The organism is Bacillus sp. AG4(2022) (genome assembly GCF_031844465.1).
Taxonomy (GTDB): Bacteria; Bacillota; Bacilli; order Bacillales; family Cytobacillaceae; genus Bacillus_AB; species Bacillus_AB infantis.
On sequence record NZ_JAUZVH010000009.1, the window covers coordinates 91,197 to 117,808 of the forward strand.

General features: G+C 45.8%; 26 protein-coding genes and 1 riboswitch. Of the genes, 17 read left to right on the forward strand and 9 right to left on the reverse strand.

All coding sequences use genetic code 11. The annotated features are described in order from the left end of the window. The first annotated feature begins 105 nt into the window (after positions 1-105). From trxB to Q9R36_RS21635, 3 genes are all read left to right on the forward strand, one after another. Complete coding sequence (gene trxB / locus Q9R36_RS21625; protein ID WP_009795081.1) at positions 106-1,065, forward strand: thioredoxin-disulfide reductase; 960 nt, start codon at positions 106-108, stop codon at positions 1,063-1,065. A 129-nt stretch (positions 1,066-1,194) separates the two neighbouring features. Continuing rightward, positions 1,195-1,389, forward strand: a complete 195-nt coding sequence (locus Q9R36_RS21630) for a hypothetical protein (protein ID WP_009795082.1) — start codon at positions 1,195-1,197, stop codon at positions 1,387-1,389. Between the two features lie 385 nt (positions 1,390-1,774). After that, entirely contained in the window at positions 1,775-2,179 is a 405-nt protein-coding gene (locus Q9R36_RS21635) for a hypothetical protein (protein ID WP_009795084.1), read from the forward strand. Positions 2,180-2,277: 98 nt separating this feature from the next. On the opposite strand, the gene Q9R36_RS21640 is transcribed toward Q9R36_RS21635, so the two are convergent. Next, positions 2,278-3,144: a TetR/AcrR family transcriptional regulator gene (locus tag Q9R36_RS21640; RefSeq protein WP_101551047.1), complete on the reverse strand. Its 867-nt coding sequence runs from the start codon at positions 3,142-3,144 to the stop codon at positions 2,278-2,280. A 208-nt stretch (positions 3,145-3,352) separates the two neighbouring features. On the opposite strand from Q9R36_RS21640, the gene Q9R36_RS21645 reads away from it, so the two are divergent. Beyond that, positions 3,353-6,535 carry an efflux RND transporter permease subunit gene (locus tag Q9R36_RS21645; protein ID WP_101551045.1) on the forward strand — a complete coding sequence of 1,061 codons (3,183 nt, stop codon included), beginning with the start codon at positions 3,353-3,355 and terminating at the stop codon, positions 6,533-6,535. Positions 6,536-6,600: 65 nt separating this feature from the next. Here the strand turns inward: Q9R36_RS21645 and Q9R36_RS21650 are convergent, their stop codons facing one another. Both Q9R36_RS21650 and Q9R36_RS21655 read right to left on the reverse strand, forming a co-directional pair. Then, complete coding sequence (locus tag Q9R36_RS21650) at positions 6,601-7,791, reverse strand: chromate transporter (protein ID WP_224949890.1); 1,191 nt, start codon at positions 7,789-7,791, stop codon at positions 6,601-6,603. A gap of 23 nt (positions 7,792-7,814) precedes the next feature. Next, on the reverse strand, positions 7,815-8,123 hold the full coding sequence (locus Q9R36_RS21655; protein ID WP_009795088.1) for a PadR family transcriptional regulator: 309 nt from the start codon (positions 8,121-8,123) through the stop codon (positions 7,815-7,817). A gap of 202 nt (positions 8,124-8,325) precedes the next feature. Between Q9R36_RS21655 and Q9R36_RS21660 the strand changes: the two genes are divergently transcribed. The 6 genes from Q9R36_RS21660 (at position 8,326) to Q9R36_RS21685 (ending at position 12,400) form a co-directional block, all read left to right on the forward strand. Further along, positions 8,326-8,643: a YckD family protein gene (locus Q9R36_RS21660; RefSeq protein ID WP_009795089.1), complete on the forward strand. Its 318-nt coding sequence runs from the start codon at positions 8,326-8,328 to the stop codon at positions 8,641-8,643. A gap of 373 nt (positions 8,644-9,016) precedes the next feature. Then, positions 9,017-9,631 (forward strand): serine/threonine protein kinase, encoded by a 615-nt coding sequence (locus Q9R36_RS21665; RefSeq protein WP_009795090.1) that lies wholly within the window; start codon positions 9,017-9,019, stop codon positions 9,629-9,631. Between the two features lie 71 nt (positions 9,632-9,702). Continuing rightward, a complete protein-coding gene (locus tag Q9R36_RS21670) occupies positions 9,703-10,041 on the forward strand; it encodes a hydrolase (protein ID WP_253616498.1) in 339 nt (112 codons plus the stop codon). A gap of 90 nt (positions 10,042-10,131) precedes the next feature. Further along, positions 10,132-10,461: a four-helix bundle copper-binding protein gene (locus Q9R36_RS21675; protein WP_009795092.1), complete on the forward strand. Its 330-nt coding sequence runs from the start codon at positions 10,132-10,134 to the stop codon at positions 10,459-10,461. Positions 10,462-10,660: 199 nt separating this feature from the next. Further along, positions 10,661-11,841 (forward strand): IS3 family transposase gene (locus Q9R36_RS21680; RefSeq protein WP_396137133.1). Its coding sequence is split into 2 segments (ribosomal slippage): positions 10,661-10,969 and positions 10,972-11,841, totalling 1,179 coding nucleotides; the frame shifts between segments, so codons are not numbered across the junction. Positions 11,842-12,031: 190 nt separating this feature from the next. Continuing rightward, positions 12,032-12,400, forward strand: a complete 369-nt coding sequence (locus tag Q9R36_RS21685; RefSeq protein ID WP_009795094.1) for a rhodanese-like domain-containing protein — start codon at positions 12,032-12,034, stop codon at positions 12,398-12,400. 175 nt (positions 12,401-12,575) lie between these two features. On the opposite strand, the gene Q9R36_RS21690 is transcribed toward Q9R36_RS21685, so the two are convergent. Together Q9R36_RS21690 and Q9R36_RS21695 are read right to left on the reverse strand one after the other, a co-directional pair. Continuing rightward, positions 12,576-13,568, reverse strand: a complete 993-nt coding sequence (locus Q9R36_RS21690) for a sensor histidine kinase (RefSeq protein WP_022543541.1) — start codon at positions 13,566-13,568, stop codon at positions 12,576-12,578. 42 nt (positions 13,569-13,610) lie between these two features. Beyond that, positions 13,611-14,312 carry a LytR/AlgR family response regulator transcription factor gene (locus tag Q9R36_RS21695; protein ID WP_009795097.1) on the reverse strand — a complete coding sequence of 234 codons (702 nt, stop codon included), beginning with the start codon at positions 14,310-14,312 and terminating at the stop codon, positions 13,611-13,613. A gap of 165 nt (positions 14,313-14,477) precedes the next feature. Between Q9R36_RS21695 and Q9R36_RS21700 the strand changes: the two genes are divergently transcribed. From Q9R36_RS21700 to Q9R36_RS21720, 5 genes are all read left to right on the forward strand, one after another. Further along, positions 14,478-15,227 carry an ATP-binding cassette domain-containing protein gene (locus tag Q9R36_RS21700; RefSeq protein WP_022543542.1) on the forward strand — a complete coding sequence of 250 codons (750 nt, stop codon included), beginning with the start codon at positions 14,478-14,480 and terminating at the stop codon, positions 15,225-15,227. Next, positions 15,217-16,383, forward strand: coding sequence for an ABC transporter permease (locus Q9R36_RS21705; RefSeq protein ID WP_129613560.1), 1,167 nt, complete (start codon positions 15,217-15,219; stop codon positions 16,381-16,383). Before Q9R36_RS21700 ends, Q9R36_RS21705 begins: the two co-directional genes overlap by 11 nt. Positions 16,384-16,540: 157 nt before the next feature. Continuing rightward, positions 16,541-17,752, forward strand: coding sequence for an MFS transporter (locus Q9R36_RS21710; RefSeq protein WP_009795100.1), 1,212 nt, complete (start codon positions 16,541-16,543; stop codon positions 17,750-17,752). A 291-nt stretch (positions 17,753-18,043) separates the two neighbouring features. Next, positions 18,044-20,374 (forward strand): immune inhibitor A domain-containing protein, encoded by a 2,331-nt coding sequence (locus Q9R36_RS21715; RefSeq protein WP_165352675.1) that lies wholly within the window; start codon positions 18,044-18,046, stop codon positions 20,372-20,374. A gap of 284 nt (positions 20,375-20,658) precedes the next feature. After that, positions 20,659-21,519, forward strand: coding sequence for a YihY/virulence factor BrkB family protein (locus Q9R36_RS21720; RefSeq protein WP_094768457.1), 861 nt, complete (start codon positions 20,659-20,661; stop codon positions 21,517-21,519). Between the two features lie 42 nt (positions 21,520-21,561). On the opposite strand, the gene Q9R36_RS21725 is transcribed toward Q9R36_RS21720, so the two are convergent. Further along, positions 21,562-21,876: a DUF948 domain-containing protein gene (locus Q9R36_RS21725; protein WP_022543543.1), complete on the reverse strand. Its 315-nt coding sequence runs from the start codon at positions 21,874-21,876 to the stop codon at positions 21,562-21,564. Between the two features lie 199 nt (positions 21,877-22,075). Continuing rightward, positions 22,076-22,177, forward strand: a riboswitch (purine riboswitch). Between the two features lie 135 nt (positions 22,178-22,312). On the opposite strand from Q9R36_RS21725, the gene Q9R36_RS21730 reads away from it, so the two are divergent. Together Q9R36_RS21730 and Q9R36_RS21735 are read left to right on the forward strand one after the other, a co-directional pair. Continuing rightward, positions 22,313-23,608 (forward strand): NCS2 family permease, encoded by a 1,296-nt coding sequence (locus tag Q9R36_RS21730; RefSeq protein WP_094768335.1) that lies wholly within the window; start codon positions 22,313-22,315, stop codon positions 23,606-23,608. Between the two features lie 165 nt (positions 23,609-23,773). Then, the gene (locus Q9R36_RS21735) at positions 23,774-24,394 is read left to right on the forward strand and encodes a nitroreductase family protein (RefSeq protein WP_148950886.1); all 621 of its coding nucleotides are present in this window, start codon (positions 23,774-23,776) and stop codon (positions 24,392-24,394) included. Between the two features lie 43 nt (positions 24,395-24,437). On the opposite strand, the gene Q9R36_RS21740 is transcribed toward Q9R36_RS21735, so the two are convergent. The 3 genes from Q9R36_RS21740 to Q9R36_RS21750 form a co-directional block, all read right to left on the reverse strand. After that, positions 24,438-24,998 carry a helix-turn-helix domain-containing protein gene (locus tag Q9R36_RS21740; RefSeq protein ID WP_129613563.1) on the reverse strand — a complete coding sequence of 187 codons (561 nt, stop codon included), beginning with the start codon at positions 24,996-24,998 and terminating at the stop codon, positions 24,438-24,440. Positions 24,999-25,074: 76 nt separating this feature from the next. Beyond that, positions 25,075-25,818 carry an STAS domain-containing protein gene (locus Q9R36_RS21745; protein ID WP_101551032.1) on the reverse strand — a complete coding sequence of 248 codons (744 nt, stop codon included), beginning with the start codon at positions 25,816-25,818 and terminating at the stop codon, positions 25,075-25,077. Next, positions 25,808-26,467, reverse strand: a complete 660-nt coding sequence (locus Q9R36_RS21750; RefSeq protein WP_101551030.1) for a cobalamin B12-binding domain-containing protein — start codon at positions 26,465-26,467, stop codon at positions 25,808-25,810. Before Q9R36_RS21750 ends, Q9R36_RS21745 begins: the two co-directional genes overlap by 11 nt. Between the last annotated feature and the right edge of the window lie 145 nt (positions 26,468-26,612).

The window sequence follows — 26,612 nt, forward strand, 5'->3', positions numbered from 1 at the left end:
TCCTTTTTTACAGGGAAGTGTCAAGTGGCCAGTTGCAGCTGCCTGTTATAAATAAGGATGAAAAGGGTACGGAACAATAGAAACTGTTATTGGAGGTTGATCATAATGGAAAAGGTAGTAATTCTTGGAACTGGACCTGCCGGCCTGACTGCAGCAATCTATTTGGCCCGTGCCAATATGAATCCGGTAATCATTGAGGGCGATCAGCCTGGAGGACAGCTGACACTGACGACAGAGGTCGAGAACTTCCCGGGCTTCACCGATGGAATCATGGGTCCTGAGCTGATGGATAATATGAGAAAGCAGGCTGAACGCTTTGGTGCGGTCTTTAAGAGAGGATGGGTGACAGAAGCAGATTTTTCAAAAAAGCCGTTCAGGATGAAGGCAGACGGTATTGGAGAAATAGAAGCAGAATCAGTCATTCTTTCAACCGGCGCCTCTGCCAAGCTTTTAAACATTCCCGGCGAGAAAGACAATATAGGCAAGGGAGTCAGCACCTGTGCCACTTGTGATGGGTTCTTTTTCCGCGGGAAAAAGGTCCTGATCATCGGCGGCGGGGACTCTGCCATGGAAGAAGCCAACTTCCTTACTAAATTTGCTGACAATGTAACCATTGTCCACCGCAGAGATGAGCTGAGGGCTTCAAAGATTATGCAGGACAGGGCCAGGGAAAATCAGAAAATCAGCTGGAAACTGAACAGGACTCCTGTAGAGGTCCTATCAGAATCTGATAAGGTGACCGGCCTTAAAGTGCTGAATAATGAAACCGGAGAGGAAGAAGTCCTGGAAACAGACGGCATTTTTGTTGCCATCGGCCACAGGCCCAACACAGGATTCCTCGGCAGCCAGATCGACCTGGATGAGTCTGGCTATATCACTGTAAAGCCTGGCACGACAGAGACCAATATCAAAGGTGTGTTTGCCTGCGGCGATGTCCAGGATAAAAGGTACAGGCAGGCCATCACAGCTGCAGGAACCGGCTGCATGGCGGCCCTTGACGCCGAAAGATATCTGGAAGGTGACGCCATCCTTGATTGGAGCGAAACCCTCAACCAGGGCCAGTAGAAGATTTTGCCTTTAAAAATGCTGGGAAATCAGCTATAAATCAACAGGGAAAAGGCAGGATAAAAGATGGATGCGTTATTTTATGAACCTGCTATAATGAGTGAAAAATCATTATTAGGGTGGTTTTGCATGGGAAATACAAGCTGCAGATATGTCATTAATGCTTCAGGAAAAAGCGGTGAAATGTATCATACAACATGCGAAAATAAGATGGAAGTCAAAAGATGGATCGAGGAAAACCAGGAAAAGATTCTGGCAGACAGAATAAAAGTGACTGACAAGAAAAAACGTCCTTTTTCCGGGCTTCTGTTTTTTATAAAATAATCATCCAGGGGGTGCCGCGATTGCCGCGGCATTCTTTTTTTGTATAAAGTTTTGTAAACTGGTGAATATAATAGCATGGTGCCTGTAGCTCAATGCAAAGAGCAGCCGGTTTTTACTACTGTGAAAAATTGTGCATTTTGCGGGTTGAAATCCCGCCAGGTCCATTGAAGCCGCATCCCTTTGGGGGTGCGGCTTTTCTGCCGGAAGCTAATCAAATGAAAATTTAAAAATGCTATTTTCAAATTGACATTGAGAATCAATATCAATTGTAATAAACTTAATGATATTGAGAATCAATATCACTTAAAGCGGGACTGACCTGCCAAACCCCCTCTGCAGTCCCGCTTTAATACATATCTTAAAATTTTTGATAGGAGGGACTGATATGAATCATCAGTTTGCGGTATTGGAAGCTTTCAGGCATGAATATCCTGTCTGCAGGGCATGCTGTGCGGCTAAGGCGCCTGGACCGCTCGATTTGAAAAAGGGCGATGTTCTGGCCATAACGTGTGAGAAAAAGTATGTTGACCTTCTGGGATGGTTCTTTTTAATCAATATTAACGGAGAGCGGCAAGTATATATGTCTATATCTGACTTAGAAGATTATTATTTAACCGGAAAGATATGCTCTTTCTTTGACCTGGCATTAAAGATGAACCATTTGAGCTATAAAGTCAATCAGTCCCTGGACTGCAGGAATAAAAAAGAGTTTGGTATGTATTCTGAACAGCTGAGGCAATGGAAGGAATTCCAGGAGTCCGTTTACGAGAAAGATAAAGAAAGGGTATAAAGGCAGGAAAATGCGTCATTGATGCATTCTCCTGCCTTTTTTTATATGAAGCCTTTTCGGGGGGTGAGTCAATGCTCTTACACATCCCTCCCAATCCATCACAAGTTTATATGGAAATGCGCTGCAATCACAGAAATATAGGAATCAAATTCCTGGATTCCCTTGAAGTTGGACAGCATGCCCTGAATGACTGGAACCCTTGGGCTGCTGCTCAATATTTCCGCTTCCAGCACTTCCATGGACACTGCCAGATCTTCTTTATGCCTTCCTGACAACGCTTCCTTTTTCATGCTTTTCACCGCCGAAGTTAAATTACCCTTGTGCCCGGCAAGCATTTTTTTTGCTGCTTCCAGCAGAGCTGCATTTTTTTCCTCAGAGATGATCGGCTCTTCCTCGAGGATGCCGCCGACAATGCTGTCCATCCTTCGCATGATATATTCAGCAACCCCATCTGCTTTAAAGTTTTCAGGATCGTGCATAAGAATTTTAAAGAACGGGTGGAACATACCTTCGATCATCATGGAGAGGTCCCAAAGATATGGAGTGATTTTTTCACCATAGATGGAAGACAGGCCATTTCTGTAAAATTGATGCACCTCTATGATCCGTGCAAATATAAGTTCCTTTAGTGCTTCATCCCTTGGCAGCGCCTGCTCCCGGGTAAGCATGATCATAAAGTCTTTATGAGTGGCAAATGTATTGAAAAGGGAACCCAGCTGGCTGATGAATTTTTCGCGGGGCTCCAGTTCCCTGTTTTCATATACAAAAATTTCTGCATGCAATTCATCGAAGCTATTGTCGAAAATAGCATGAAGGAGTTCTTCCTTTGATTTGAAATAAAGATAGAAGGCTCCCTTTGACATGCCTGTGTCATTGACGATTTCCTGGATGGAGGTTGAGCTGAAGCCCTTTTTTGCAAATAGTTTCTTAGCGGAATCAAGTATCAGTTTTTCTTTTTCCTTCAATTGATCAGAACCTCCCTGTCTGGGTCTCTTAAAGCCATTTATAGATACTGCAGCGTTCTGCTGCCAGTCACAATATCGCCACATTTTAAACCTGTGGTAAAACTTGACGCATGACCGGTCAGTCAGTTATGCTAGGCACTGTAGTGACCAGTCAGTCACATCATAATACAAAAAGTCAATTAAATCAATTATAGCAAGGAGAGGAAGTATGAAAAGCATTATCCAGTTTTCCCTGAAGAACAAATTTGCTGTCTGGCTTCTGACAATTATTATTACGGCAGCAGGCTTGTATTCCGGGCTGAACATGAAAATGGAAACCATCCCGAGCATTTCGACCCCGCTTGTTTCGGTGATGACGGTCTACCCGGGTGCCACTCCGGAACAGGTGGCAGATGAAATTTCAGAACCGATTGAAAAGAGGGTCCAAAACCTTGAAGGAGTATCAGTGGTAAGCTCTTCTTCCTTCCAGAACGCTTCATCGGTTCAGATACAATACAATTTTGACAAAGATATGGATAAAGCACAGGATGAAGTGAAGGAAGCGCTGGACAGCATTGAATTTCCAGACGGTGCCCAGGAGCCCGGTGTTTCCCGCCTCAGCCTTGATGCATTCCCAATCATGTCCCTGAGCATCTCTGATGAGAAAAAATCTCTGCCTGAGCTGACTAAAACGGCTGAAGACCAGATTGTGCCTGCGATTGAGGGGATAGAAGGAGTTTCTTCTGTCCAGATATCCGGCCAGCAGCTTCAGGAAGCACAGCTCACCTTTGACCAGGAAAAGATGGCTGAATTTGGGCTTGATGAAGAAACAGTCAAGAACATCATCAAAGGTTCTGATGTTTCTTTCCCGCTCGGATTGTATACATTTGAAAACACTGAAAAATCGGTTGTTATTGATGGAAATATCGCTACAATAGATGACTTAAAACAGCTGAAGATTCCAGCTGTTCCGCAGGGAGCCGGCCAGCAGGCCCAGGGTGCTCCGGCTGAAAGCGGCCAGCAGGCTGCAGGACAGCAGCAGGGTGCTGCCCCTGGTGCAGGTGCACAGCAGGGCGCTGGCCAGGCTGGTGCAGCTGCAGGAATTCCGACTGTTGAGCTTCAGGATATCGCCACTATTGAAGTGGTCGGCAAAGCCGAATCGATTTCAAGGACTAATGGAGAAACATCAATCGGCGTACAGATTGTTAAAGCCGCCGATGCCAATACGGTTGAAGTTGTCAATGATGTAAAGGCACAGCTTTCAGAGCTTGAAAAAGACATTGATGGCTTGAAGGTAACGCCAATCTTTGACCAGGGAGAGCCGATCGAAGAATCTGTAGAGACGATGCTGAGCAAAGCTGTATTTGGGGCAATTTTTGCGATGATCATCATTCTTCTGTTCCTGCGCAATTTCAGGACGACGATCATATCGGTCATTTCAATCCCATTATCGCTGCTTATTGCGATACTTCTGCTGAAGCAGATGGATATCACGCTGAACATTATGACATTGGGTGCCATGACTGTGGCCATCGGCCGTGTAATCGATGATTCAATTGTCGTCATCGAAAATATTTTCCGCCGCATGAGCCTTAAAGGTGAAGAACTGTCAGGACGGGAACTGATTGTTTCGGCAACAAAGGAAATGTTTATGCCGATCCTGTCTTCGACCATTGTCACCATTGCGGTATTCCTCCCGCTTGGACTGGTTAAAGGCACGGTTGGGGAACTGTTCCTTCCGTTTGCTCTTACCGTGGTATTTGCCCTGCTTGCATCGCTGCTTGTAGCGATTACGATTGTGCCGATGATGGCCCATACGTTCTTTAAGAACGGATTGCCGGCTAAGCATCAGCATCAGGATGAAGAAAAGCCCGGCAAGCTTGCTTCAGGCTACCGGAAGGTCCTTAACTGGGCATTGAACCACAAAATCATCACCTCGGGGATTGCCGTACTGATGCTGGTCGGAAGCTTGTTCCTTGTACCAGTAATCGGCGTCTCTTTCCTGCCTGCCGATGAGCAGAAAATGGTGATTGCCACATACAAACCAGAGCCGGGCCAGACACTTGAAGAGGTAGAGGAAATTGCCGGCCGCGCAGAAGAGATGCTTCTCGACAGAGACGGAGTGAAAAACCTGCAGTTCTCTGTGGGCGGAGAAAATCCGATGAACCCCGGCCAGTCCAATTCCGCTATGTTCTTTGTAGAATATGAGGATAGCAAAGAGAATTTTGATAAAGAAAAAGAAGATGTGATTGAAGAGCTGAAAGGTTTGGCTGATAAAGGGGAATGGGGAAGCCAGGACTTCTCCGGAATGGGTTCAAGCAGTTCGCTTTCCATGCAGGTATACGGAGAGAGCATGGATGATATTGAGCCGGTCATCTCCGAACTTGAAGGCATCTTTAAAGACAATGATTCTTTGACAAATGTTAAAACAAGCATCTCAGATACGTATGACGAATACACGCTCGTAGCTGACCAGGAGAAATTGAGCAGCCTGGGGCTGTCTGCAGCACAGATCGGAATGGGCCTTTCCAACACAGGCCAGCGCCAGGTGCTGACGACGGTTGATTATGATAACGAAGAAGTCAACGTATATGTTGAAATGGAAGCAGAATCTTACCAGGATATCGATGACCTTACAGACCAGACGGTTCAGTCTCCACTGGGAATTGAGGTTCCGATTAAAGATGTGGTCGAAATTCAGGAAGGTACGACTTCCGATACGATTACAAGGCAGGACGGCCGGATTTACGCGAATGTCAGCGGAGAGATTACATCGAAGGATGTTGCAAAAGTTTCTGCAGATGTGAATGCGGAAGCTGATAAGCTTGAGCTGCCTTCAAATGTAGAAATTTCAATGGGCGGTGTAACGGAGGATATCAATGAATCCTTTACACAGCTTGGGCTTGCGATGCTTGCTGCCATCGCGATTGTATATCTCGTTCTGGTCATTACTTTTGGCGGAGGGCTTGCTCCATTTGCCATCCTGTTCTCACTGCCGTTCACGATCATCGGTGCTCTTGTCGGGCTATTGATTGCAGGGGAGACCTTGAGCGTATCTGCCATGATCGGGGCATTGATGCTGATCGGGATTGTCGTGACCAATGCAATCGTTCTGATTGACCGCGTCATCCATAAGGAACAGGAAGGCCTGCCGACACGGGAAGCGCTTCTGGAAGCAGCCGGTACAAGGCTTCGTCCAATCCTGATGACAGCCATCGCAACCATCGGTGCATTGGCGCCGCTGGCTGTAGGACTTGAAGGAAGCGGCCTGATTTCCAAAGGACTGGGAGTAACCGTAATAGGCGGACTCACAAGCTCAACGCTTCTCACATTGCTGATTGTGCCTATTGTGTATGAGAGCTTAATGAAGCTGAAGAGAAGAGGAAAAAAGAAAACAGCCGCTGCTGAATAAGCAGACTGAAGAGGCAACGGGAATCCCCCGCTGCCTCTTTTTTCTGTTCAACTGAAGTATTGCATCTAGAGAAGCCCTAATAAAGCACCGCCGGCTGCCCCGGTTAGTACGACGATCCATGGAGGCAGCTTCCAGTAGGCAAGCATGGCAAAAAGGATGCTTGCGAATGCGAAGTCTGCCGGCGCCAGGATGGAGCTTGTCCAGATTGGATTGTAAAAGGCAGCAATCAGAATGCCTACCACTGCTGCATTGACCCCCATCAAGACACTGGCAGCCTTTGGGTTGCTGCGCAGCCTGGCCCAGAATGGCAGCGCGCCTGAAATCAATAAAAAGGCGGGGAGGAATATAGCGGCAGTCGCCAGGAGACCCCCCTGCCAGCCGCTGATTACGGCTCCGATATAGGAAGCAAAGGTGAAGAGCGGGCCCGGCACCGCCTGGGCAGCGCCATATCCGGCAAGAAAGGCTTCTTCAGTCAGCCAGCCGCCCGGCACAAACTCCCGTTCAAGGAGGGGAAGTACAACATGACCGCCGCCAAATACGAGTGAACCGGAGCGGTAAAAGCTGTCAAACATCGCAATCCAGTTTAAGGAAGTGGCTTCCCGAAGAACCGGAAGGATGATGAGCAGGCCGAAAAATAATGCCAGTGCCGCTGCGCCTGTCTTTTTTGAAATCGGAAATGGCATTGGTGCCTTTTTTTCCTGTGAGTGGTTTCTATAAAGGACAGAACCGGCAATTCCCGCGGCTAAGATAATCGAAATCTGCGAAATTGCAGTTTGCCACAAAAGGGCTGCTGTCAGGGCAAGAAGGACGATGGCCTTCCTTTTCAGATCAGGTGCAAGCTTTGACGCCATTCCCATGATAGCATGCGCCACCACAGCAGTGGCTACAATTTTCAAACCATGGATCCACCCGGAATTGGCTGCGTCCAGGCCATCCATGAGAAGTGCAAAAAGAATCAGCGCTACAACGGAAGGGAGGGTAAAGCCTAAGAAGGCAAGAAAACCGCCAATCAGGCCACCTCTGGCAAAGCCGATTCCCATGCCTACCTGGCTGCTTGCAGGGCCGGGCAGGAACTGGCAAAGAGCTACAAGATCAGCATAGCTTTGCTCATCCATCCACTTCCGCCGTCTTACATACTCTTCATGAAAATAGCCCAAGTGGGCAATAGGACCGCCAAATGATGTCAGGCCAAGCTTGGCCGAAACTAGCAGTATCTCAATAAAAGTATGAATGGTATATTTACTTTCTGTATTCATCTTTTCGTCTCTCCTTCCGTTAATCAATCCTTGATTTCTTTAAAAAGCTCATAAGCCTTTTTCCTGGCTTCTTCCAAAACCGTCTGCCCTTTTGGAGTAGCCGTATAGTACTTCCGGATTTTACCATCCACATTCCGGTTTTCCTTCATAAGCAGGCCATCTGATTCCATCCCGTGAAGAATGGGATACAATGTGCCAGAGCTTATCGAGTAGCCATGCTCTTTCAGCTCTTCCAGCATCCATGCTCCATAGATCGGTTCTTCCAATGCATGGTGGAGGATGTGGATCTGGATAAAGCCCAAGAATAATTTGCGCAGAATTTTATCTTCCACTTCCCAGCCCCCTATCGTTATATCGAAGTTCAATATCGGATTTCGATAACGGTAGTATAACAATATCTGAATGGAATTTAAGTACCTTTACATAATCTTTACAAAAAGAAAGAGGAATGAAAGATTCACTCTAATTTTTTCCATTCATAGATTTGGTTATTTGAGGTAAAAATAAACGAAACATAAAAAAGGAGTGAAGATCATGTTAAAAAAGCTTAGCATCGTGCTTCTATGCGCACTTTTTCTTGGACAGGCTGCTGGAATGGTACAGGCAGAAGGTACGGACAGCGGACAGCGCAAACAGCTGACAGAGGAGCAGGTAAAGGAAATTGAGGCTCTTCAGGCAGATGTCCTGGAGGCGAGGAAAAAGGTCATCATGAAATATGCAGACTTTGGGGCAATCACTGCTGACCAGGCACAGGAAATGGTGAAGCATCTGGAAAAAAGGCACGAAAAAATGAAAGAAGAAGGCTTCATGCCCCACTGGCTGAATCGTAAGCACTGCCCGCATTGCCATTAATAGATGGCTTGTGGAGGCTGTTTGACTTAAACAGCCTTCTTTTGTAAAATAAGTCTATATAAATTGATTTCCTTTTTTAAAAGGGGAGTAGCAGATAAGCACAGTCGTCAATACGGGCAATAGCCCCGGCTATGCTGGCAATCTTCGAATTGTTTGCGAGACCTTTACCACGTTTGTTTGGTATGGGTCTCTTTTGATTATTGAGGCATTATGACCAGGCAAAAGGTCATGATGCCTTTTTTGTCGTTTGAAGGATGCTGTCTGGTTATTAGCATCAGCTAGACTATTGAGAGAAGTTCGGGAATACATCTTTACTAGGAGGGGGCAGGCTCTGCCATTTTGCAGAGTCTGTAAAACAGGAGGAGGAACTTCTATGCCGCAGAAAAAGTATAAAAGGCTCGCTGAAAGCGTCCTTATTGCCGAAAATCCAATCAGATATATACAAAAAGACGAAGCCCTCCTTCATGCTGGAACGGGCAGAAGTGCAGCTGTTTTCAAGATTGCCGGGACAGAAAAGGCACTCAAGGTATTTGCCCCTGCTTTCAGCCACATTGCCCTGGAAGAGGCTGAGATTTATGGGCAGCTCGAAGGAGGCGTATTTTATCCGCGCCTGCATGAAAAAGGGGATAACTATATTGTCATTGACTATATTGAAGGTCAAACCTTTTTTGAATGCCTTACAAACGGAACCAAAATCACACCGGACGATATTGCAAGAGTGGATGCAGCGCTGGAGCTTGCCCGTGCTAAAGGGCTGAATCCTTCTGACATCCACCTCAGGAATTTATTTAAAACGTCAGCTGGGGAAATCATGCTGATTGATGTGGCAAGATTCAGGCAGGCCAGCTTCTGCAGGCAATGGGAAGACCTGAAATATTTTTTCTGCAAGTTCTATTTCAAGCCATTGTTTCCAAAAAGGTTCCCCGAACCTGTATTAAATGGGGCAGCTTATGTGTATAAAAGGTTATTGAAGCGGCGCAGCTGCTGACGGGAATGGGCAACTCTGGTTTAGCCATAGCTTACTGTGTGGTAAAGGCATAAAAAAAGCCAGGAGTTGAGATGATGGAAGAGAAGAAAGATTATTATATTGATATCGAGAATGGCCAAATCCATCCGGGAAAAGCAGAAGGAGAGGACTGGCAATTCAGGGTCTTTGCAGATGATGAGGAAATCCACCAGCTGGCAAAATATTTAAATATCAACTATGATGCGGATTTAAAAACATTCGTACGCTCACATATTCCTTTCCTTGAATATCATAAAGATCCTCAGAATGATGAATATGATGCCACGATTGAACAGGCATATGCACTGATCTACCAGCTTGGAGATGAAGAAGCAAGGGCGCATGTAAAGAGCATGGGCATCTTATCCGAGGAAGAACTGGACAGACGCTGATAACATCCAGGCAGCCGGAATTTGGCTGCCTGTTTGTTTTATTTCTTTTTAAAGTGGTAACAGAGTAGAAAAGAGAATGGAGGGATTCAATTGGAAAACTCAGTTTATGAAGAATGTATACAGGCCTGTCTTGAATGTATGGATGCATGCAATATGTGCTTTGATGCCTGTCTGAAGGAAGAGGATGTAAAGATGATGGCCCGCTGCATCAGGCTTGACAGGGAGTGTGCCGATTTTTGCGCGTTTGCGGCTAAGGCAATGCAATCTGACAGCCCATTTGCAAAACAGATCTGCGCTGTCTGCGCTGATATTTGCGAGGCATGCGGAGAAGAGTGCAAAAAGCACGATCATGAGCATTGCCAGAGATGCGCAGATGCCTGCTTAAAATGTGCTGAAATCTGCCGCAGCATGGCAGCGTAAAAGGAATGTGCAAACTGTTTTCCGGCCTCCGGGCAAAATGCCGGCTGAGCCTGGAACAGGCATTTGAAGTGTAAAAAAAACAGATCTTAAGATCATCTGAAAAAGCCGGGCTGAATGATATTGTCCCCTTTAAGTAGACATTCAAAAAAACCTTCATGTTACCATGGAGGAAAGAATGCTACTTGGAGGGGATTTTTTCATGGCAAAGAAAGGGCAAACTTTTAATAGCTATTCGGAGGAGTTTAAACATAATGCCGTCATGAGATACGTGAATGGGTCTAAAAGTTATAAAGTGTTGGCAGAAGAATTGGGAATCCGTCACTGTAGCCAGCTAAAAGTGTGGGTTAAGAAATGGAAAGAAGGAGTCCCGTTTGATGAGCGTAATGGAGTCTCTAACCCTTTAAAAGGCAGGCCTAGGACTAAATTCAAATCGGTTGAAGAGGAAAGGGATTATCTAAAAGCACAGGTTGACTTTCTAAAAAAGCAGTATCCAAATCTGGTAAAGGAGGAGGAAACATACCCAGAGGAATAAAGTATGAGCTGATCGATGAGCTAAGGGATACCTATCCGGTATCCTGGCTGCTGGAAATAGCCTATATCAAACCGGCTAGTTATTACAAATGGAGAAAAACGAAAGCTATACGGGAAGAAAAGGCTAGGGATGACCATGACATTCGAGAACACATATTAGGGATTCATTTCATACATCCTGAATATGGTCGGCCACGTATTACAGACGAATTACATGAAAACGGGTATGTAGTTAACCACAAGAAGATTAACAGGCTGATGAAGGAAATGGATATACAATCAGTCATCCGGAAGAAAAGAAAACGGCACGGCCATAGTCCTTCTATCATCTTCCCTAATCGCCTTAAAAGGAATTTTAAGGCTGCAGGACCTAATCAAAAAATGGTAACGGATATCACATATGTGTCTGTTGGAGAAGAATTTTATTATTTATCGGTCATACAGGATCTCTTTAATAACGAAATAGTCAGTTGGGAACTATCTAAGAGAAATGACCTGGAACTTGTGTTAGATACGGTAGAAAAATGGACAAAGAAAAAAGATGTAGCTAAAGCCGTTCTCCATTCAGATCAAGGCTTTCAGTACACGTCAAAGTTATACAGCAGCCGATTAGAGAAGAATGGCATCAAGGGCAGCCACTCTCGAAAAGGAAACTGCCTGGACAACGCGTGTGTAGAATCATTCTTCTCACACCTTAAAACCGAGAAGCTGTATATAAATAAATGTAAGTCAGAAAAAGAACTAGAGCAAGCTCTTGAGGATTACATCTACCATTACAACTACAAAAGAAGACAAAAGAAACTAAAGAAACGCGCGCCGATTGAATATCGACACGCGCTCACTGCATAGCTTTTTATATTGTCTACTTGACAGGGACAAGACCATGAACCGGCTTTTTTCATGGAGAAAAAAGTACAGGCAGCTGCAGACATTTGAGTTGATTTTATACCTGAAGGCGTATATGATCGAAGTGCCGATACACAAAAATCTAATGTGAAACTAAGGGAAATATCACCAACTTCAGTGAGGTACAAAAAAGATGATATATATGCTGATCGTTTTCTTGTTTTTGCTAGCGGTTCCTTTCTACAATCGTTATATTCCAGTCCTCAAGGTGCCGTGCCGCAGGGTGGATGAAATCCCCGGGGACCATGTGATCCTTGATATCAGGGATTACAATGAGGGCTATGAAGAACGGATTCCGGGTGCTGTAAATCTTCCTGTCCCTTATATTGTCCGAAATCTTGACGATATCCCTGCAAGAAAGATCCATCTTATCTGCGCCTCCCCGCTGGAGCGGAATATGGGAGTCCGTCTGCTTCAAAAAAATGGCTTTCAAGTGGCCGGATTCACTTTGTCCAATAAAAAATGTGGCGGGAAGGCGCTGGCCTGCTGCCATAAATATTAAAGAATCCCCCCACTGTGAGAATGGGGGGATATCTTTATGTTTAGGGTATTTTTAAAATATAAGTCTTCGTCTTGAGGCCCAAAAAGGATGTGTGTATGCAGACGCTGGCACAGGACACCGCGTACTTAGTCTGCATGCCTAAAGGGTGATCAAGAAGCTTGCGTTTTAGTTCAGACTAGGAGATGTGCGGAATCTTTATTTTAACTTCAAAAGATTGTCCTTTATGGGTATAATCCAGGAAGCCATTGTAGGAAAGGACAATATCTTTAATGATTTTTGTGCCAAGCCCTTCATGGTCCCCCTCCTTAGTAGACATGCCGAATCTTTCAAACAAGGAGTCTATGATGGACTGTGGGACAGGCAGCGTACTATTGGAGCAGGTCAAAATCATAAGTCCGCTTCTTTTGTAAAACTGGAGCCTTGCGTATGCATCATCAAAGCCGGAAGCTTTATAGTCAGCTGCAGCCTCAATGCTGTTGGACAGGATATTGCCCGCTAATGCCGCAATATCCTCATCTTTCATGGGGAGAGAAGACAGGGGAAGCTCCAGGTCGTAATGGATGCTTATGCCTTCTGCCGAGGCCTTTTTCTGCATATGATGCAGCACACCGGCAACAGGGCCGTTTTCCCCTTTGATGGCCAGATTCACTTCTTCATATCCGGACAAGAGCCCCCCGAAATACGCTTTTGCTTCGCTGAATTGCCCTTTATCCAGCATATATTGGACAGCCGAGACATGCTTCAGGAAATCATGCCGCTGCTTGCGAACAGCGAGATAGGTATCATTGAGCTGCCGCACCTCCATCTCCTTTTCTTTGAGGCGTGCACCTGATGATAAAATGATCTTCCCGCTGTACCATCTGGCTGTTTCTGCCAGCACTGCTGCTCCTGCTGCAGCTGCAATAGCAGCCTTTGAGCCGGACAGGACTGCAGCCAGAAGGACTAGCAGCTGAAAAACCAAAAATAACGCTCCAAGGGCTGGGTGGAAGCTGGAGGAGTTCAGTTTTACCGAAAAGAAAAGGATGGCAGAAAAAATCATGAATGCCAATGCACCTGTCATCAACGGCTTCCACTGCGGTGCCAGGAGTATAAAGCAGCCGGCTCCGGCAGCGGATAATAGCACCGAATACAGGAGGGCAGGCGCTGAGCTGTTTATCTGAGAGCGCAAAATCCATCTTCCCCTTTTCAACTAAAATAAAGGCATAGCCTGTTAAAAATAGTGATCCTGCAAAAAATCTATCTTCTCTTTTGTAATCATTGCCTTCTCTGTTGTCCCATCAAAAAAAACAACATAGGAGTTTTTGGCGTACAAAGAAAAGTTCTTTACATAATGGATATTGATAATGAATGAACGGTGCGAGCGGATAAAATCTCTTTCACGGAGCTCGCCTTCAAGCTCATTCAGCGTTTGGTATGTTTTAATTTGTTCCTGCTTTGTATGTATGGTGGTTGATCGGCCGGAACGCTCAATAAAGATAATATCTTTTTTCTGGATGATATGAATATCGCTTTTTTGCCTGAGAAACAGCCGGCCGGAAATTTCCGGTGTCCGGTTTTTTTCAATATATCGGAGGACGGCTTTTTCAAGCCTGTCTTTTGTGAATGGCTTCATAATATAATCATGGACATTCAGTTCAAAGGCATGGACCGCGTAGCCGCTCGTGCCAGTCACGAAAATGACGGCAATATTGAGGGCATACGTATGGATAATATCGGCCAGTTCGTATCCTGAAAGGCCAGGCATTTCAATATCGGCAATCAGGAGGTCAATTTCTTCCCTTTTGACCCTTTCATAAGCCTCTTCTGCAGAGGTGGTTGAAAACACAATTTCTGTCCCTTCCATCTTGGATATAACTCCGTACAGCTTGTCTAAATCAATCGGCCGGTCATCCACCAATCCCACTCTTATCATAGTTTCGCCTCTCGTCAATTAAATTACGTATCTATTTTACCATCTATTGGACAGAAAACATCCTTTTCACGACATGAAATGGCATTTTCGCGACAGAATCGAAGCGGTGATGCGATCAGACAGGTAAGATTAAGCTACAAAGAGAGCAGGAAAGGAGCAAAAAAGATGATCGAGATAAAGGAAGTAACGAAAAGATTCAAAGATAAAAAGGTGCATGTAACTGCATTGAAGCATATATCATTTTCAGTCAGGGAAGGCCAGGTGGTTGGCCTCCTCGGAGAAAATGGGGCCGGGAAAACAACACTACTGAGGACGATTGCCACACTGTACACGCCGACAGAGGGTGCCGTTTCAGTCGGCGGCTTTGATACCGTTAAACAGCCAGATGAGGTAAAGAAGCGTATGGGCGTTCTGTTTGGCGGGGAAACCGGATTATATGACCGCCTTACGGCCAGGGAAAATCTTGAGTATTTTGCATCTCTTTACGGCCTTGGACGCCATGAAACAAAGGTCAGAATCGATGAGCTTGCAGTGATGTTCGGCATGAAAGACTATCTGAACAGGAAGGTAGGGGGATTCTCCAAAGGGATGAGGCAAAAGGTTGCCATTGCGAGGACCCTTATCCATGACCCGGAAATCATTTTGTTTGATGAACCGACAACCGGCCTTGATATCACTTCTTCAAATGTATTCAGGCAGCTTGTCAGCTCACTTAAAAGGCAGGGGAAAACAATCATCTTTTCCAGCCACATTATGGAGGAAGTGAAGATGCTCTGCGACTCAGTAGTCATGATTCATAAAGGTGAAATGGTCTATAAGGGCGGACTCGAGGATCTATACCGTGAAGAGGGAAGCTCAGATCTGAATTATATTTTTGAATCAAAATTGGTGAGGGGGAACGATTATGCTTCGTAATATTTATATAAAAGAAATGAAGGATATCTTGAGGGACCGGAGGACATTACTTTTGAGCGTCCTGCTCCCGATCCTTCTGCTGACGGGCCTTACCTTATTTTATGAGAAAATGATGTCTGATGATGGTTCAGAAACCTATACCCTAGCCATCAGCGATACTGCAGGCGAAGAAGTTAAGGAGCTTGTGTCAGGCATTCCTAACCTTGAGGTGAGTGAGTATGCCAACCCCGGGAAGGCTGTAAAAGATGGGAAGGCTCATGCAGCCATTGAATTCAGCGGCCAATTCTTTGAAAATCCGGAAGGCGGGGAGCCGGGTACCGCAGTCATTAAAGGTGACTCTCTCAGCCAGAACTCTGCTTATGTGATGTCACAGCTGGAAGGGGCTTTGAATGCGTACAGCGATACACTGGTTTCGGAAAGGCTGACAGCTGCAGGGTTGGATCCACAAGTTACTCAACCGATCGTTGTTCAGGTAACTGAAATCAATAATGAAGATGAAAATGCTGCTTCTGTCGGAATACTTGCGGGCTTCCTGCCAATGGTCATTACGATTGCAATCGCATCCGGTGCATATCCTGCTGCTTCAGATTTATTTGCAGGAGAGAAAGACAGAAAGACAATGGAGGCATTGCTGATGACACCGGTCAGCAGGATCAAGCTTCTGTTTGCCAAATGGCTCGCAATCTCCACAATCGGCATGATTGCAGGCATTGTATCAGTAGCCGCAATTGTACTGGAAACCATTTTCCTGACCGAAAAACTCAAGGCTGCCCTGGAGTTTGGGGACAATACGTTCACGATTATCGCTGTGACAATTGTGATCACCCTGCTGTTCGCCTTGTTCATGGGTGCCCTGCAAATGGTCGTCAGCATCATTGCGAAGACGGTAAAGGAAGCGCAGAATTATATTTCACCGATCATGATGCTTGCAATTGTGCCGACTCTATTCCTGAGCGGCGTAGGCATCAATGAATTGACTATGAAACATTTTCTGATCCCGTTTGTGAACATCCATGCGCTGATCAATGAACTGCTCCACGGGAGTGTCAATATGGAGAATATCCTTCTGACGCTTGCAAGTACGGCTTTCTCCATTGTCCTTGTATTCATCATCTCCCGCTCATTATTCCTTAAAGATAAATGGGTGCTGAACTGATATAGTTACAGAAAGGGCGCTGCAGCTGCAGCGTCCTTTTGTTTGTTTTTCAGGCATTGTGGAAAATAATATGAAAATCTGTTTTCAATATCAGATTATTTCGGTATGATAATATTTAGTATAGCGAAATATTCAAAAGACGAAAGAAGTGGAGTGGATGAATCAGGAACAGGCAGCAAAGAGAAATTTAATGATTATGTGGTTTGCCAACTTTTTTGTGGCAGCCAGCATGACAATGGTTTTGCCATTTATCTCTTTATATATAGAAACCTTCGGGGACTTTTCAGAGGAATATGTCCAGCAATGGTCAGGATGGACATTTGCAATCACTTTTGTGACTGCTTTTCTCTTTTCGCCGATTTGGGGAAGGATCGGGGATAAATACGGGCGAAAAAAAATCCTGCTTATCTCCGGCTTTGGCATGGCTGTCTCTATCTTTATGATGGGATATGTCACCAGTGTATGGCAGCTTTTCATGCTTCGATTGTTTATGGGGATGTTTACAGGCTTTATTTCCCTTTCCCAGGCGTTCATTTCTACCCAGACGCCGCAGCGGATTGCAGGGAGGGTCCTCGGCACCCTGCAGACAGGAAGCATTACCGGATCGCTGCTAGGCCCGATGCTCGGTGGGGTCCTTGCTGACTCGCTCGGATACGCGACAACCTTTCAGTGGACCTCGATTTCCATTTTTATCTCAGCAGTTCTCGTTATTTTTACGAAGGAATTCAAGGTTGACCTCAAAAAGGGTTCGAAAACGAGCTATTCCAGCAAAGAGGTCATCAAGCATATAGCGGCAAATCCGGTCCTTTTGACTGTACTCTTTATCAGCATGCTCATTCAGATTGCGCACTTCAGCATCCAGCCGATACTATCATTGTATGTGAATGAGCTTCACGGCCATGAGAACATTGCTTTCTTCTCGGGGATTGCCTTCTCAGCCGCTGGTCTTGGAAACCTGCTCATGGCAAGAAAATGGGGGAAGATCGGTGATCAGTCCGGGTATCTGAAAGTGCTGGTATTTCTGCTGTTCATGGCGGCTATCGTTTATCTGCCAGGAGCTTTTGTAACGAATATCTGGCAGCTCGTGGTCATCCGGTTCCTCCTGGGCATTGCCATTGGCGGAATCATCCCTGTCAGGATTGCCTATATCCGCCAGGAAGCACCTGTCAGCATGCAGGGGGAGGTGCTGGGATATAATACAAGCCTCCGCTTTCTCGGGAATATTATCGGGCCGGTTCTTGGCGGCTTCCTTTCCGGATATTTCGGGTTTTCGTCTGTCTTTTATGTCACAAGCTTTTTATTGCTGATAAGCGGCGTGCTTCTCATAGCAGCGATGAACCGGAACCCTGAATTAGCGAACAACCATTAGACTCTCCTTTCAGGGGAGTTTTATTTTGGTTTTAGAGTAATATTAGAATAATTTACCAATTAACAAAACTTATTAATCATCCTATTATTTCTTATATTTTTAGGGGAAACTAGGTATTTTAAATTATATGAATATATAAATAATAGTGCGAATGATTCATTGTTCGAGCCTCGAAATAAAAGTATACTCGTTATTAGACAATTTCGACTTCTAGATTTGTCAGAATAATTAGAGGGGGCTATCACATTGAAAAGAAGAAAGAAAGCTGCTTCTGCTGTATTGGCTGCAGCCATGGGGCTGAGCGTATTTTCAGCCGGTGCCTTTGCGCCAGTCCAAAAAGCTCAGGCTTATAATGCTGTATCCAGCCCATATGCAGGAGCGCAGGCAGATTTAGGCATCGCCAATGATGAAAGATTAATAGAGCTTTTGAAAAAGCAGGGAAAGATTTCGAACAATGCTACCCATTCAGAAGCTGATAAGGCACTAAAAAAATTCCTGAAGGCCAAAGCAGAGAATGCAGCTAAGGTCCCGGCCGGAAAAGTAGGAAAAGAGCTGGATGTTTCTGAACAGCAGGAAAAAGGCAAATCAGGAAACGGTTTGAAAAACGGCAAGGGCAACAAGCTTGGACAAGCTAAAAAAGCGCATGTTGATCCTGTACAAAAGGAAAATTATGAAGGGGATACAAGAGAAGATAAAGTTCTTGTCCTTGCCATCGAGTTCTCGGATTATAAGCACAGCTCGATTACCAAAGAAGAATCAGACATGTTCTATGAAGATTATCCTTTAGAGCATTTCCAGGATATGATCTTTGGAGAGGAAGGCTATGAAGGGCCTTCAGGCCAGAACCTCGTATCCATGAAGCAGTACTATGAACAGCAGTCCGGCGGAAGCTATACCGTGGATGGGAAGGTTGCCGGCTGGTATACAGCCGATCACCCTGCTAAATATTACGGCGAGAATGTGCCGGCACCGGACGGTAATGATAAAGCCGCCAGAAGCCTTGTAATGGAGGCATTGAATAAAGCGGCTCAGGATCCGAATGTGAACCTGACTGAGTATGATCAGTGGGACCGTGACGATTATGATGGGGACGGCGTTTATAACGAACCGGACGGCCTTATCGACCATCTTATGGTCATCCATGCAGGTGTTGGAGAAGAAGCAGGCGGAGGATCGCTTGGCGGGGATGCCATCTGGTCTCACCGTTCAAAACTTGGATCAGGCCCGGTAGCGGTTAAAGGAGCTAAATCCGACAGCGACCGCTGGGGCGGCGTATTGGGAGCCTGGGACTACACGATTGAACCTGAGGACGGGGCAGCGGGTGTATTTGCTCACGAATATGGACATGATCTCGGCTTGCCTGATGAGTATGACACACAATATACAGGGCAGGGAGAGCCAGTAGCCTACTGGTCAATCATGTCGAGCGGAAGCTGGGCAGGAGATGTTCCTGGAACAGAGCCTACAGGATTCAGTGCCTACGCAAAACTGATGCTTCAGAATTGGCATGGGGGCAACTGGCTGTCTGGTGCGACCATTTCCTCGGAGGATGTAAATTCTAAAGGTGTGGAAGTTCTTCTTGATGAGGCTGTAACGAAAGGAAATAATAATGATGCGGTCAGAATCGATCTTCCGCAGAAAGAAAATATCGTCAATACACCAGCGAGCGGTTCATATGAGTATTTCAGCGGCAGCGGCGACGAGCTGAATAACTCAATGACAGCTTCAATCGATCTTACCGGCGCTTCGGAGGCTGAGCTTTCCTTCAAGGCCTGGTATGACATTGAAGAAGATTGGGACTACGCTTCTGTCCAGGTCCGTGAGCAGGGGACTGAGGAATGGGTATCTATTCAGGGCAATCTTACAACAGATACAGACCCGAATAACCAAAATCCGGGCTTTGGGATTACAGGGAATTCAAATGGCTGGAAGGATGGCAGCTTTGACCTGTCTGCATTTGCAGGAAAGAAAATTGAGGTTAAATTCCATTACTACACAGATGTTGCTGCCACAATGCCAGGTTTCTATGCAGACGATATCCTTATAACAGCCGATGGAAAGGAAGTCCTGAAGGATGATGCAGAAGGAGAATCTGCATTTTCGCTGGAAGGATTCACTAAAGACCAAGGGAAATTTTATTCAGACCATTACTATCTTCTCGAATGGAGATCTCATAATGGAGTGGATGCAGGACTTGCCCATGTGCGCCGCGGCGACAGCCTGATCAGCTATGATAAAGGCCTTGTCGTATGGTATGTCGATGATTCATTCACAGATAACTGGACTGGCATTCATCCAGGCGAGGGGTATCTCGGCGTTGTGGATGCAGATCAGCATGCATTGAAGTGGAACGACGGTTCAGTTGCCAACAACCGCATTCAGATGCATGATGCAGCATTCAGCCTGAACAAATCAAGTAAAATGCTGATAGAGTATTTAAACCAGGGGCTAAGCCTGAAGGACAACCAGACAAAACAAACGCCGTTATTCGACGACAGCGCTGACTACAGCAATCCAGGGCTCGTAGATGTGGGGCGGAAGGTGCCTCAGGAAGGGCTGAAATTCCGTGTTACAGGAGAAAGTGCTGACGGAACAGTCGGAAAGGTCCTGATCTTTAAATAATCATTTTTGAATCCAGCCTGAAGCCAGGCTGGATTTTTTTTTGTTATTAAGGAACTTATGAAATTTGTACAGCTAACACGCGGAATAGTGAATTCCTGAGTATACTGCAGCTGCGCATGGCCTGCAGTTTTTTGCAGAGGGAGGCATAGCGGGGTTCCCTCCAGAGTATTTCTGGTAATACATTGGAATATAAAATAAGGCGGTTAGCGGCCGGCATTAGAGGGAAAAGGACAATAAATCATAATCCCCATTTAAGCGGGCTGGCAGGAGTTGATGAATCACAAATGAAAAAAATGATAGCGTATTTAAAAAAACTTGGAAAGGAAATAAAAGATGACAGGGCAACAGGACTCGCAGCTGAACAGGCATATTATTATATGCTCTCCATATTCCCGATCCTCATTCTGCTGCTGTCCATCGTTCCTTATCTGAATATTGATCCGCAAAAGGCCATTTCCTTTCTGCAGACCGTCATGCCTTCCGAAACCGCAGCTGTGTTTGAAGAAAATGTCGTGAACATAGTGACACAGCCAAGCGGCGGCCTGCTGACTTTCGGTATTATTGGTACATTATGGTCGGCATCCAACGGGATGCAGGCTTTCATACGGGCGATGAATCAGGCATTTGACGTCGAGGAGACCCGTTCCTTCATCAAGGCAAGACTCATTTCGATCGGCCTTACACTCGGCCTTATTTTTTCACTGATCGTTGCCTTGGTTCTCCCGGTATTCGGAAATGTAATTTTGGATCTTGTCCAATCTTTCATCAATATCCCGGATGAAATGCAAATCCTGTTTTCGGTTCTGAGATGGGTTGTCGCCATAATCGTCATAGCGGCTGTACTTTCTGTCCTCTACAAGCTGGCGCCGAATAAGCATTATCCTTTCAAGCATGTTATACCGGGGGCGATTGCAGCAACCGTCATCTGGCAGCTGATCTCCCTTGGACTTTCCATCTATATTGGCAATTTTGCCAATTACTCAGGTACTTATGGAAGCCTAGGGGGAGTCATCGTGCTTATGCTCTGGTTCTATCTGACGGGTCTTACCCTTGTGGTAGGCGGAGAAATCAATGCTATCTATCACCGGGAGCGCGTAAGCCCTACAGTACGGGCAAAGAAGAAGGCTGCCGCTTCCTTCAACTGAAGCATAAAAAAAAGGAACCTTGGAGGTTCCTTTTTTTATGGATTAATTAAACTTGTTCACATAAGGGATGCGTTTCGTCCAAAGCTTTTTAAACAGCTTTGGAGTTTGTTTTGCCTGTACAACAACATGGTTGACTTTTTCCTTTTTCGCCTGGATATCCTGCTGAATTTCCTTTTGGTGAGCCGTGAGCTCAGTTGTCTGAGTTTTAATGTTCTCAGTCTGTTTCTGCAGCCTTGCAGCAGTCTCTGTCAGGTTTTGGATAGCGGGCTTGGAATCCTTATAAATTTTAAAGGCGCTGATGCCGAGATAAATAAGGGCTCCGGCAAAAATGGCTAAACTGATGTAGACGATGATCAAATTCTGCACCTTCCTTTCTTTATAAATTTAGTCCTTATCACTTTAATACCCATTCTGCTCAGGGTTTAACAGTGAATATGCACTGCCGTTCTGTAAAATTCAACCACGGGACGGTGCTGGCCCCGAAAACGATATCAGTAGTCTGAATTTATTTTTAAATTGACGCTTGCGGATTCTGCTTGTTAGAATGGCAACATTATATTCATAAAATATTTATTACTGTATATGTCCGGAAATAAGGTCTGGACGTTTCTACCAAGCTGCCGTAAATGGCTTGTCTACAGGTTAAGCTTTTCCCCGTATTCTTTTTTGGGGCTTCCTGTATATTTGCGCCGCGGCTTCGCTTGTAAAAGCGGGGCTTTTTTTGTTTCAGTTCTGGACAACAATAAGCCTAAAGAGAAACAACTTCAAAAATAATTCCTGCAGGAGGAGCCAAATGTCCAATTTCTTTCAATTCACTTCAAGAGGCACCACATATAGACAGGAGACGGTTGCCGGCATCACTACGTTCTTATCCATGGCTTATATCCTGATCGTCAATCCTATTATCCTGAGCCAATCCGGGATGGATAAAGGAGCTGTTTTCACAGCTACAGCTCTTTCTGCCATCATTGGTTCGCTTTTGATCGGCCTGCTTGCCAATTATCCTATCGGGATAGCGCCAAGCATGGGACTGAATTCGTTCTTTACTTTTTCTGTATGCATCGGGATGGGAATTCCTTGGCAGACAGCCTTGACAGGCGTATTTGTATCTGGTGTGCTGTTTGTTATCTTAAGTCTCCTGAAAATCCGCGAAAAAATCATTAATGTCATTCCCGGGGACTTGAAGCATGCCATTGCTGCGGGAATCGGCTTCTTCATCGCTTTTATCGGGCTGAAAAACGCCGGACTGATTGTGGGAAATGAAGCAACATTTGTATCGATCGGCAATCTGAAATCACCTGCTGTCCTTCTGGCAGTTTTCTGTTTCATCCTTACTGTTATCCTGCTTGTAAAGGGCATAAAAGGCGCAATCTTTTATGGAATGGTCGTTTCTGCTGCTGCGGGTATGATTTTTGGGGTGATTGAGTCCCCAACGCAAGTGGTTGGGCCTATCCCAAGCCTCGGACCGACCTTCGGGGAAGTGTTCTTGCATTTGGATCAGGTGTTTACGCCGGAAATGCTTGCCGTCATCTTCACATTCCTGTTCGTTGCTTTCTTTGATACCGCAGGAGCCCTGATTGCCATCGCAAGCCAGGCGGGACTGATGAAAAATAACGAAATCCCAAATGCCGGCCGGGCGCTTCTGGCTGATTCTGCTTCTACGGTTGTTGGTTCCGTCCTCGGAACTTCCACGACAGCATCCATGATTGAATCCAGCTCAGGTATTGCGGCAGGGGGCAGGACCGGATTCACTTCTGTCATCATTTCCGGGTGTTTTGCCATTGCTTTGTTCTTTTCGCCGCTGCTCGGTGTCATTACGGCTGAAGTAACCTCTCCGGCCCTTATCATTGTGGGGGCCCTTATGGCATCCGAAGTGCGGCTGATTGACTGGACCAGGCTTGAAATCGCCATACCTGCGTTTGTAACGATCCTTATGATGCCGCTCACCTTCAGTGTTGCAACAGGGATTGCATTAGGCTTCATATTATATCCGGCCGCCATGCTTGCCCTGAAAAAAGGAAAAGAAATCCACCCAATCATGTACGGGCTGTTCGTGGCCTTTCTGGCATATTTCGTCTATCTTGCCTGATGGGAATAGGGAGCATGCTGCCTGGATATAGTAAGGGGGCCGCTGTGAGCGGCCTCTATTGCTATATTTTGCCGCTGTCTGAAGTGGAGTTGCTTGACGGTGAATATTTTCTCATTATAATATCGAGGTTGTATGAACTCGATTCTTTTTTAGGAGTGGAACTTAATGGCACAGCAGACAGCAGATTTTTTTGAAATAGCAGCCGGGCGCAGGTCCGTTAAAAATTATGACCCAGAAAGCAAGCTTACGAAGGGTGAAGTGGAAGAGCTTATTGAATTGGCGGCAAAAGCGCCGTCAGCATGGAATCTGCAGCATTGGAAATTCCTTGTTTTTCATGGTGGGGAGGCACAGCAGCGCCTGCTGCCGATCGCTTACAACCAGCAGCAAATCGTGGAGGCCTCAGCTGTTTTTGCCGTGCTGGGGGATTTGGAGGCCAATAAAAACGCTGAACCGGTCTTCAGCCAGGATGTTTCTGACGGCCTTATGACGGAAGAAATCAAGCAGATTCTCATCAAGCAGGTTGAGGGAGCTTATAAAGATAAAAGTAAAGCCAGAGATGCAGCATTCAGCAATGCTTCACTGGCGGCCATGCAGCTGATGCTGGCAGCAAAAGCAAAGGGCCTGGATACGTGCCCAATCGGCGGCTTTAATGTGCCGGCATTTATTGAGGAGTTCAGTGTGTCAGACCGTTATGTCCCGATCATGCTGATCACTGTCGGAAAAGCAGCAAAGCCGGGACGGCCAACCAACCGTCTTGCCGTAGAACAAATATCAGAGTGGATTTAAGGGCCGCATGCAGAAGGACGACGCTTTTTGAGCATCGTCCTTTTTATGTATCGGCGTCTGTCGAGGAGATTCCTGTGGAGGCGGTGGCTGCACCGATAATTTTGCCTTCACCGTTCAGTAAAGGGCGGGCAAAAACGACATAGGTCAATTCTCCATCTGAGAGGGGAAATGTAATCTCCTCACGAAAACTCTTTCCGGTCTCAATCACTTTCTGCTTAAGCTGCATAAGCGCCCGGGTCCCGCTGTTGTCGGCCAGCTCATCATCGCGCATCCCAATCGACTCTTCTGAAGAAAAGTCAGCATGAGGATTGAATAGCCAGGTATATCTTAAATCAAGATCGCAGTGGGCAATGACCATGGGGGCCTGCTCCATAGCAAAACGGAAGGGACTCTCGTCTGCAAGAATGAAAGTGGAAGGGTGAAAGTCAAGGATGCCGGCTATTTTCTGTCTGATTTCTTCACTGGGATTTCTGTCGCCATTCTCAATCTGTGCATAGTACGCCCTGTCAATGAAGGATTTAGAAGCAATCTCCTCCTGTGTCATTTTTTTTCTTTTTCTCAGTGTAGTCAGCCATGTCCGGGCCTTTGATTTCTGCTTTTTCATAAGTTAACACACCATTTCCTAGGTTAGCAGTAATGTTGAGAGGAGGGCCTCACTGAGGTCCTCCTCTAATTTTTCCTTATAGTCCTTTTCTTATAGCTTTATGAAGACTATTGATATATTTGGCTTCAAGCCCAGGGAAATTATTGTGGATGATTTTTGCCTGCTCAGGGCTGATGCCTATCAGGACGGATTCTGCACCCAGCAGACTGAATTGGGAAAGGAGCTGCTGGAAAAGGATCAGTCCGTCACGCGAGATGCTGCCGACACCGTTGAAGTCAATTAAAATACGATTCACATTTGAATCATGCAGCATGTCAAGCAGCCGATCTTTATTCTGGTTGATCAGCTGTTCCGAGAGCTCTCCAAAGAGCGGGATGAGCACAAGTTCGTCTGATATATGGATGAAAGGGCTGGAAAGCTCAAGCACCTTTCTGTATGATCTTTCAGCGCTTTCCTTGCTCTCAAGCAGGTCCAGGTTAGTTTCAGCAAGCCGCTGCCTGTGCTTCTCCACTTGGCCGGCAAGAATATTTATCTTATCATCTTCCTCAATCAGCAGAAGGTGGGCAGTATCCCCGTTCCAGCTGATATGCACTGTAACTAAAGCAAAAGGGGAAGAGTGGGTTTTCATATTCAGCTCTGTCCGCTTCTTCTTTTTATTCAGGAGGACATTCTTCGCTTTTTCTGCACTTTCATCATCAATCAGCTCCAGCAGATTTCCGGCAGGCAGAAACAAGCTGGCTGTCTCAGCAGAGCTTTCGAGTATATCAAGTTTTTCATTTATTTTAAAATAGGGCAGGGGCAATAGCTTATTATCTTGCATTCAATTCCTCTCCAAAAGGTAAAGTTGGAATCCACTGCTCAATGTCTATGAGCTCTTTCAACAGCGTTGTTTTGCTGGAGCAATGGCTGGTAAAATCGTAATATTTGAGCAGCCGGCCCCCGACAAATACCGCAGGCGAGTGCGTAAGGCTTTCAAGTTCTTTTACATAAAAGGAAAGCTTCTCGGCATGGTTGATCATGGTGAAGGACAGTCCTATTACATCAGGCTGCCACTCTTCTGCCGACTCTTTTCCTTTCTCTAAAGGAACGTTCGGGCCCAGCAGCTTTGTTTCCCATCCTTTTTCCTCAAAGATGATGGCTGCCATCTTCAAGCCGAGAAAGTGCTGTTCATTTTCAAGGCAGAAAAACATCGCTTTCCTTCCTTTTTTCGGATGGACTTCCCTGGAAACCTGATGCCTGTACCGCGAAAGCACAAAATCACATGTTGTGGTGGCTAAATGTTCATCGGCAACGGAGATTTCGTCATTCTGCCAAAGCTCGCCGACACGCTGCATGGATTTGGTAATCAGCTTTTCAAAAATTTCAAGTGTATTGGCTGAATGTTTGTGCTGGCCATATATAATCTCCCATGCTTCATCCTGGTCTCCTGACAGCAGGGCATCAGTAAGCTGTTTTGCGTATTGTTCCATTATGACCACCTTCTTCGATAAATATTGGTCGCGTGGCAAGGAAGTTCTGTCGGCTGTTCCTTCGCTGGTGCTCCTGTGCCAAATCTGTGGAAGGTGGGAGTTCAGCGTTGAAAATGTGTTAATATAATTATATTTTAAGGGCTTT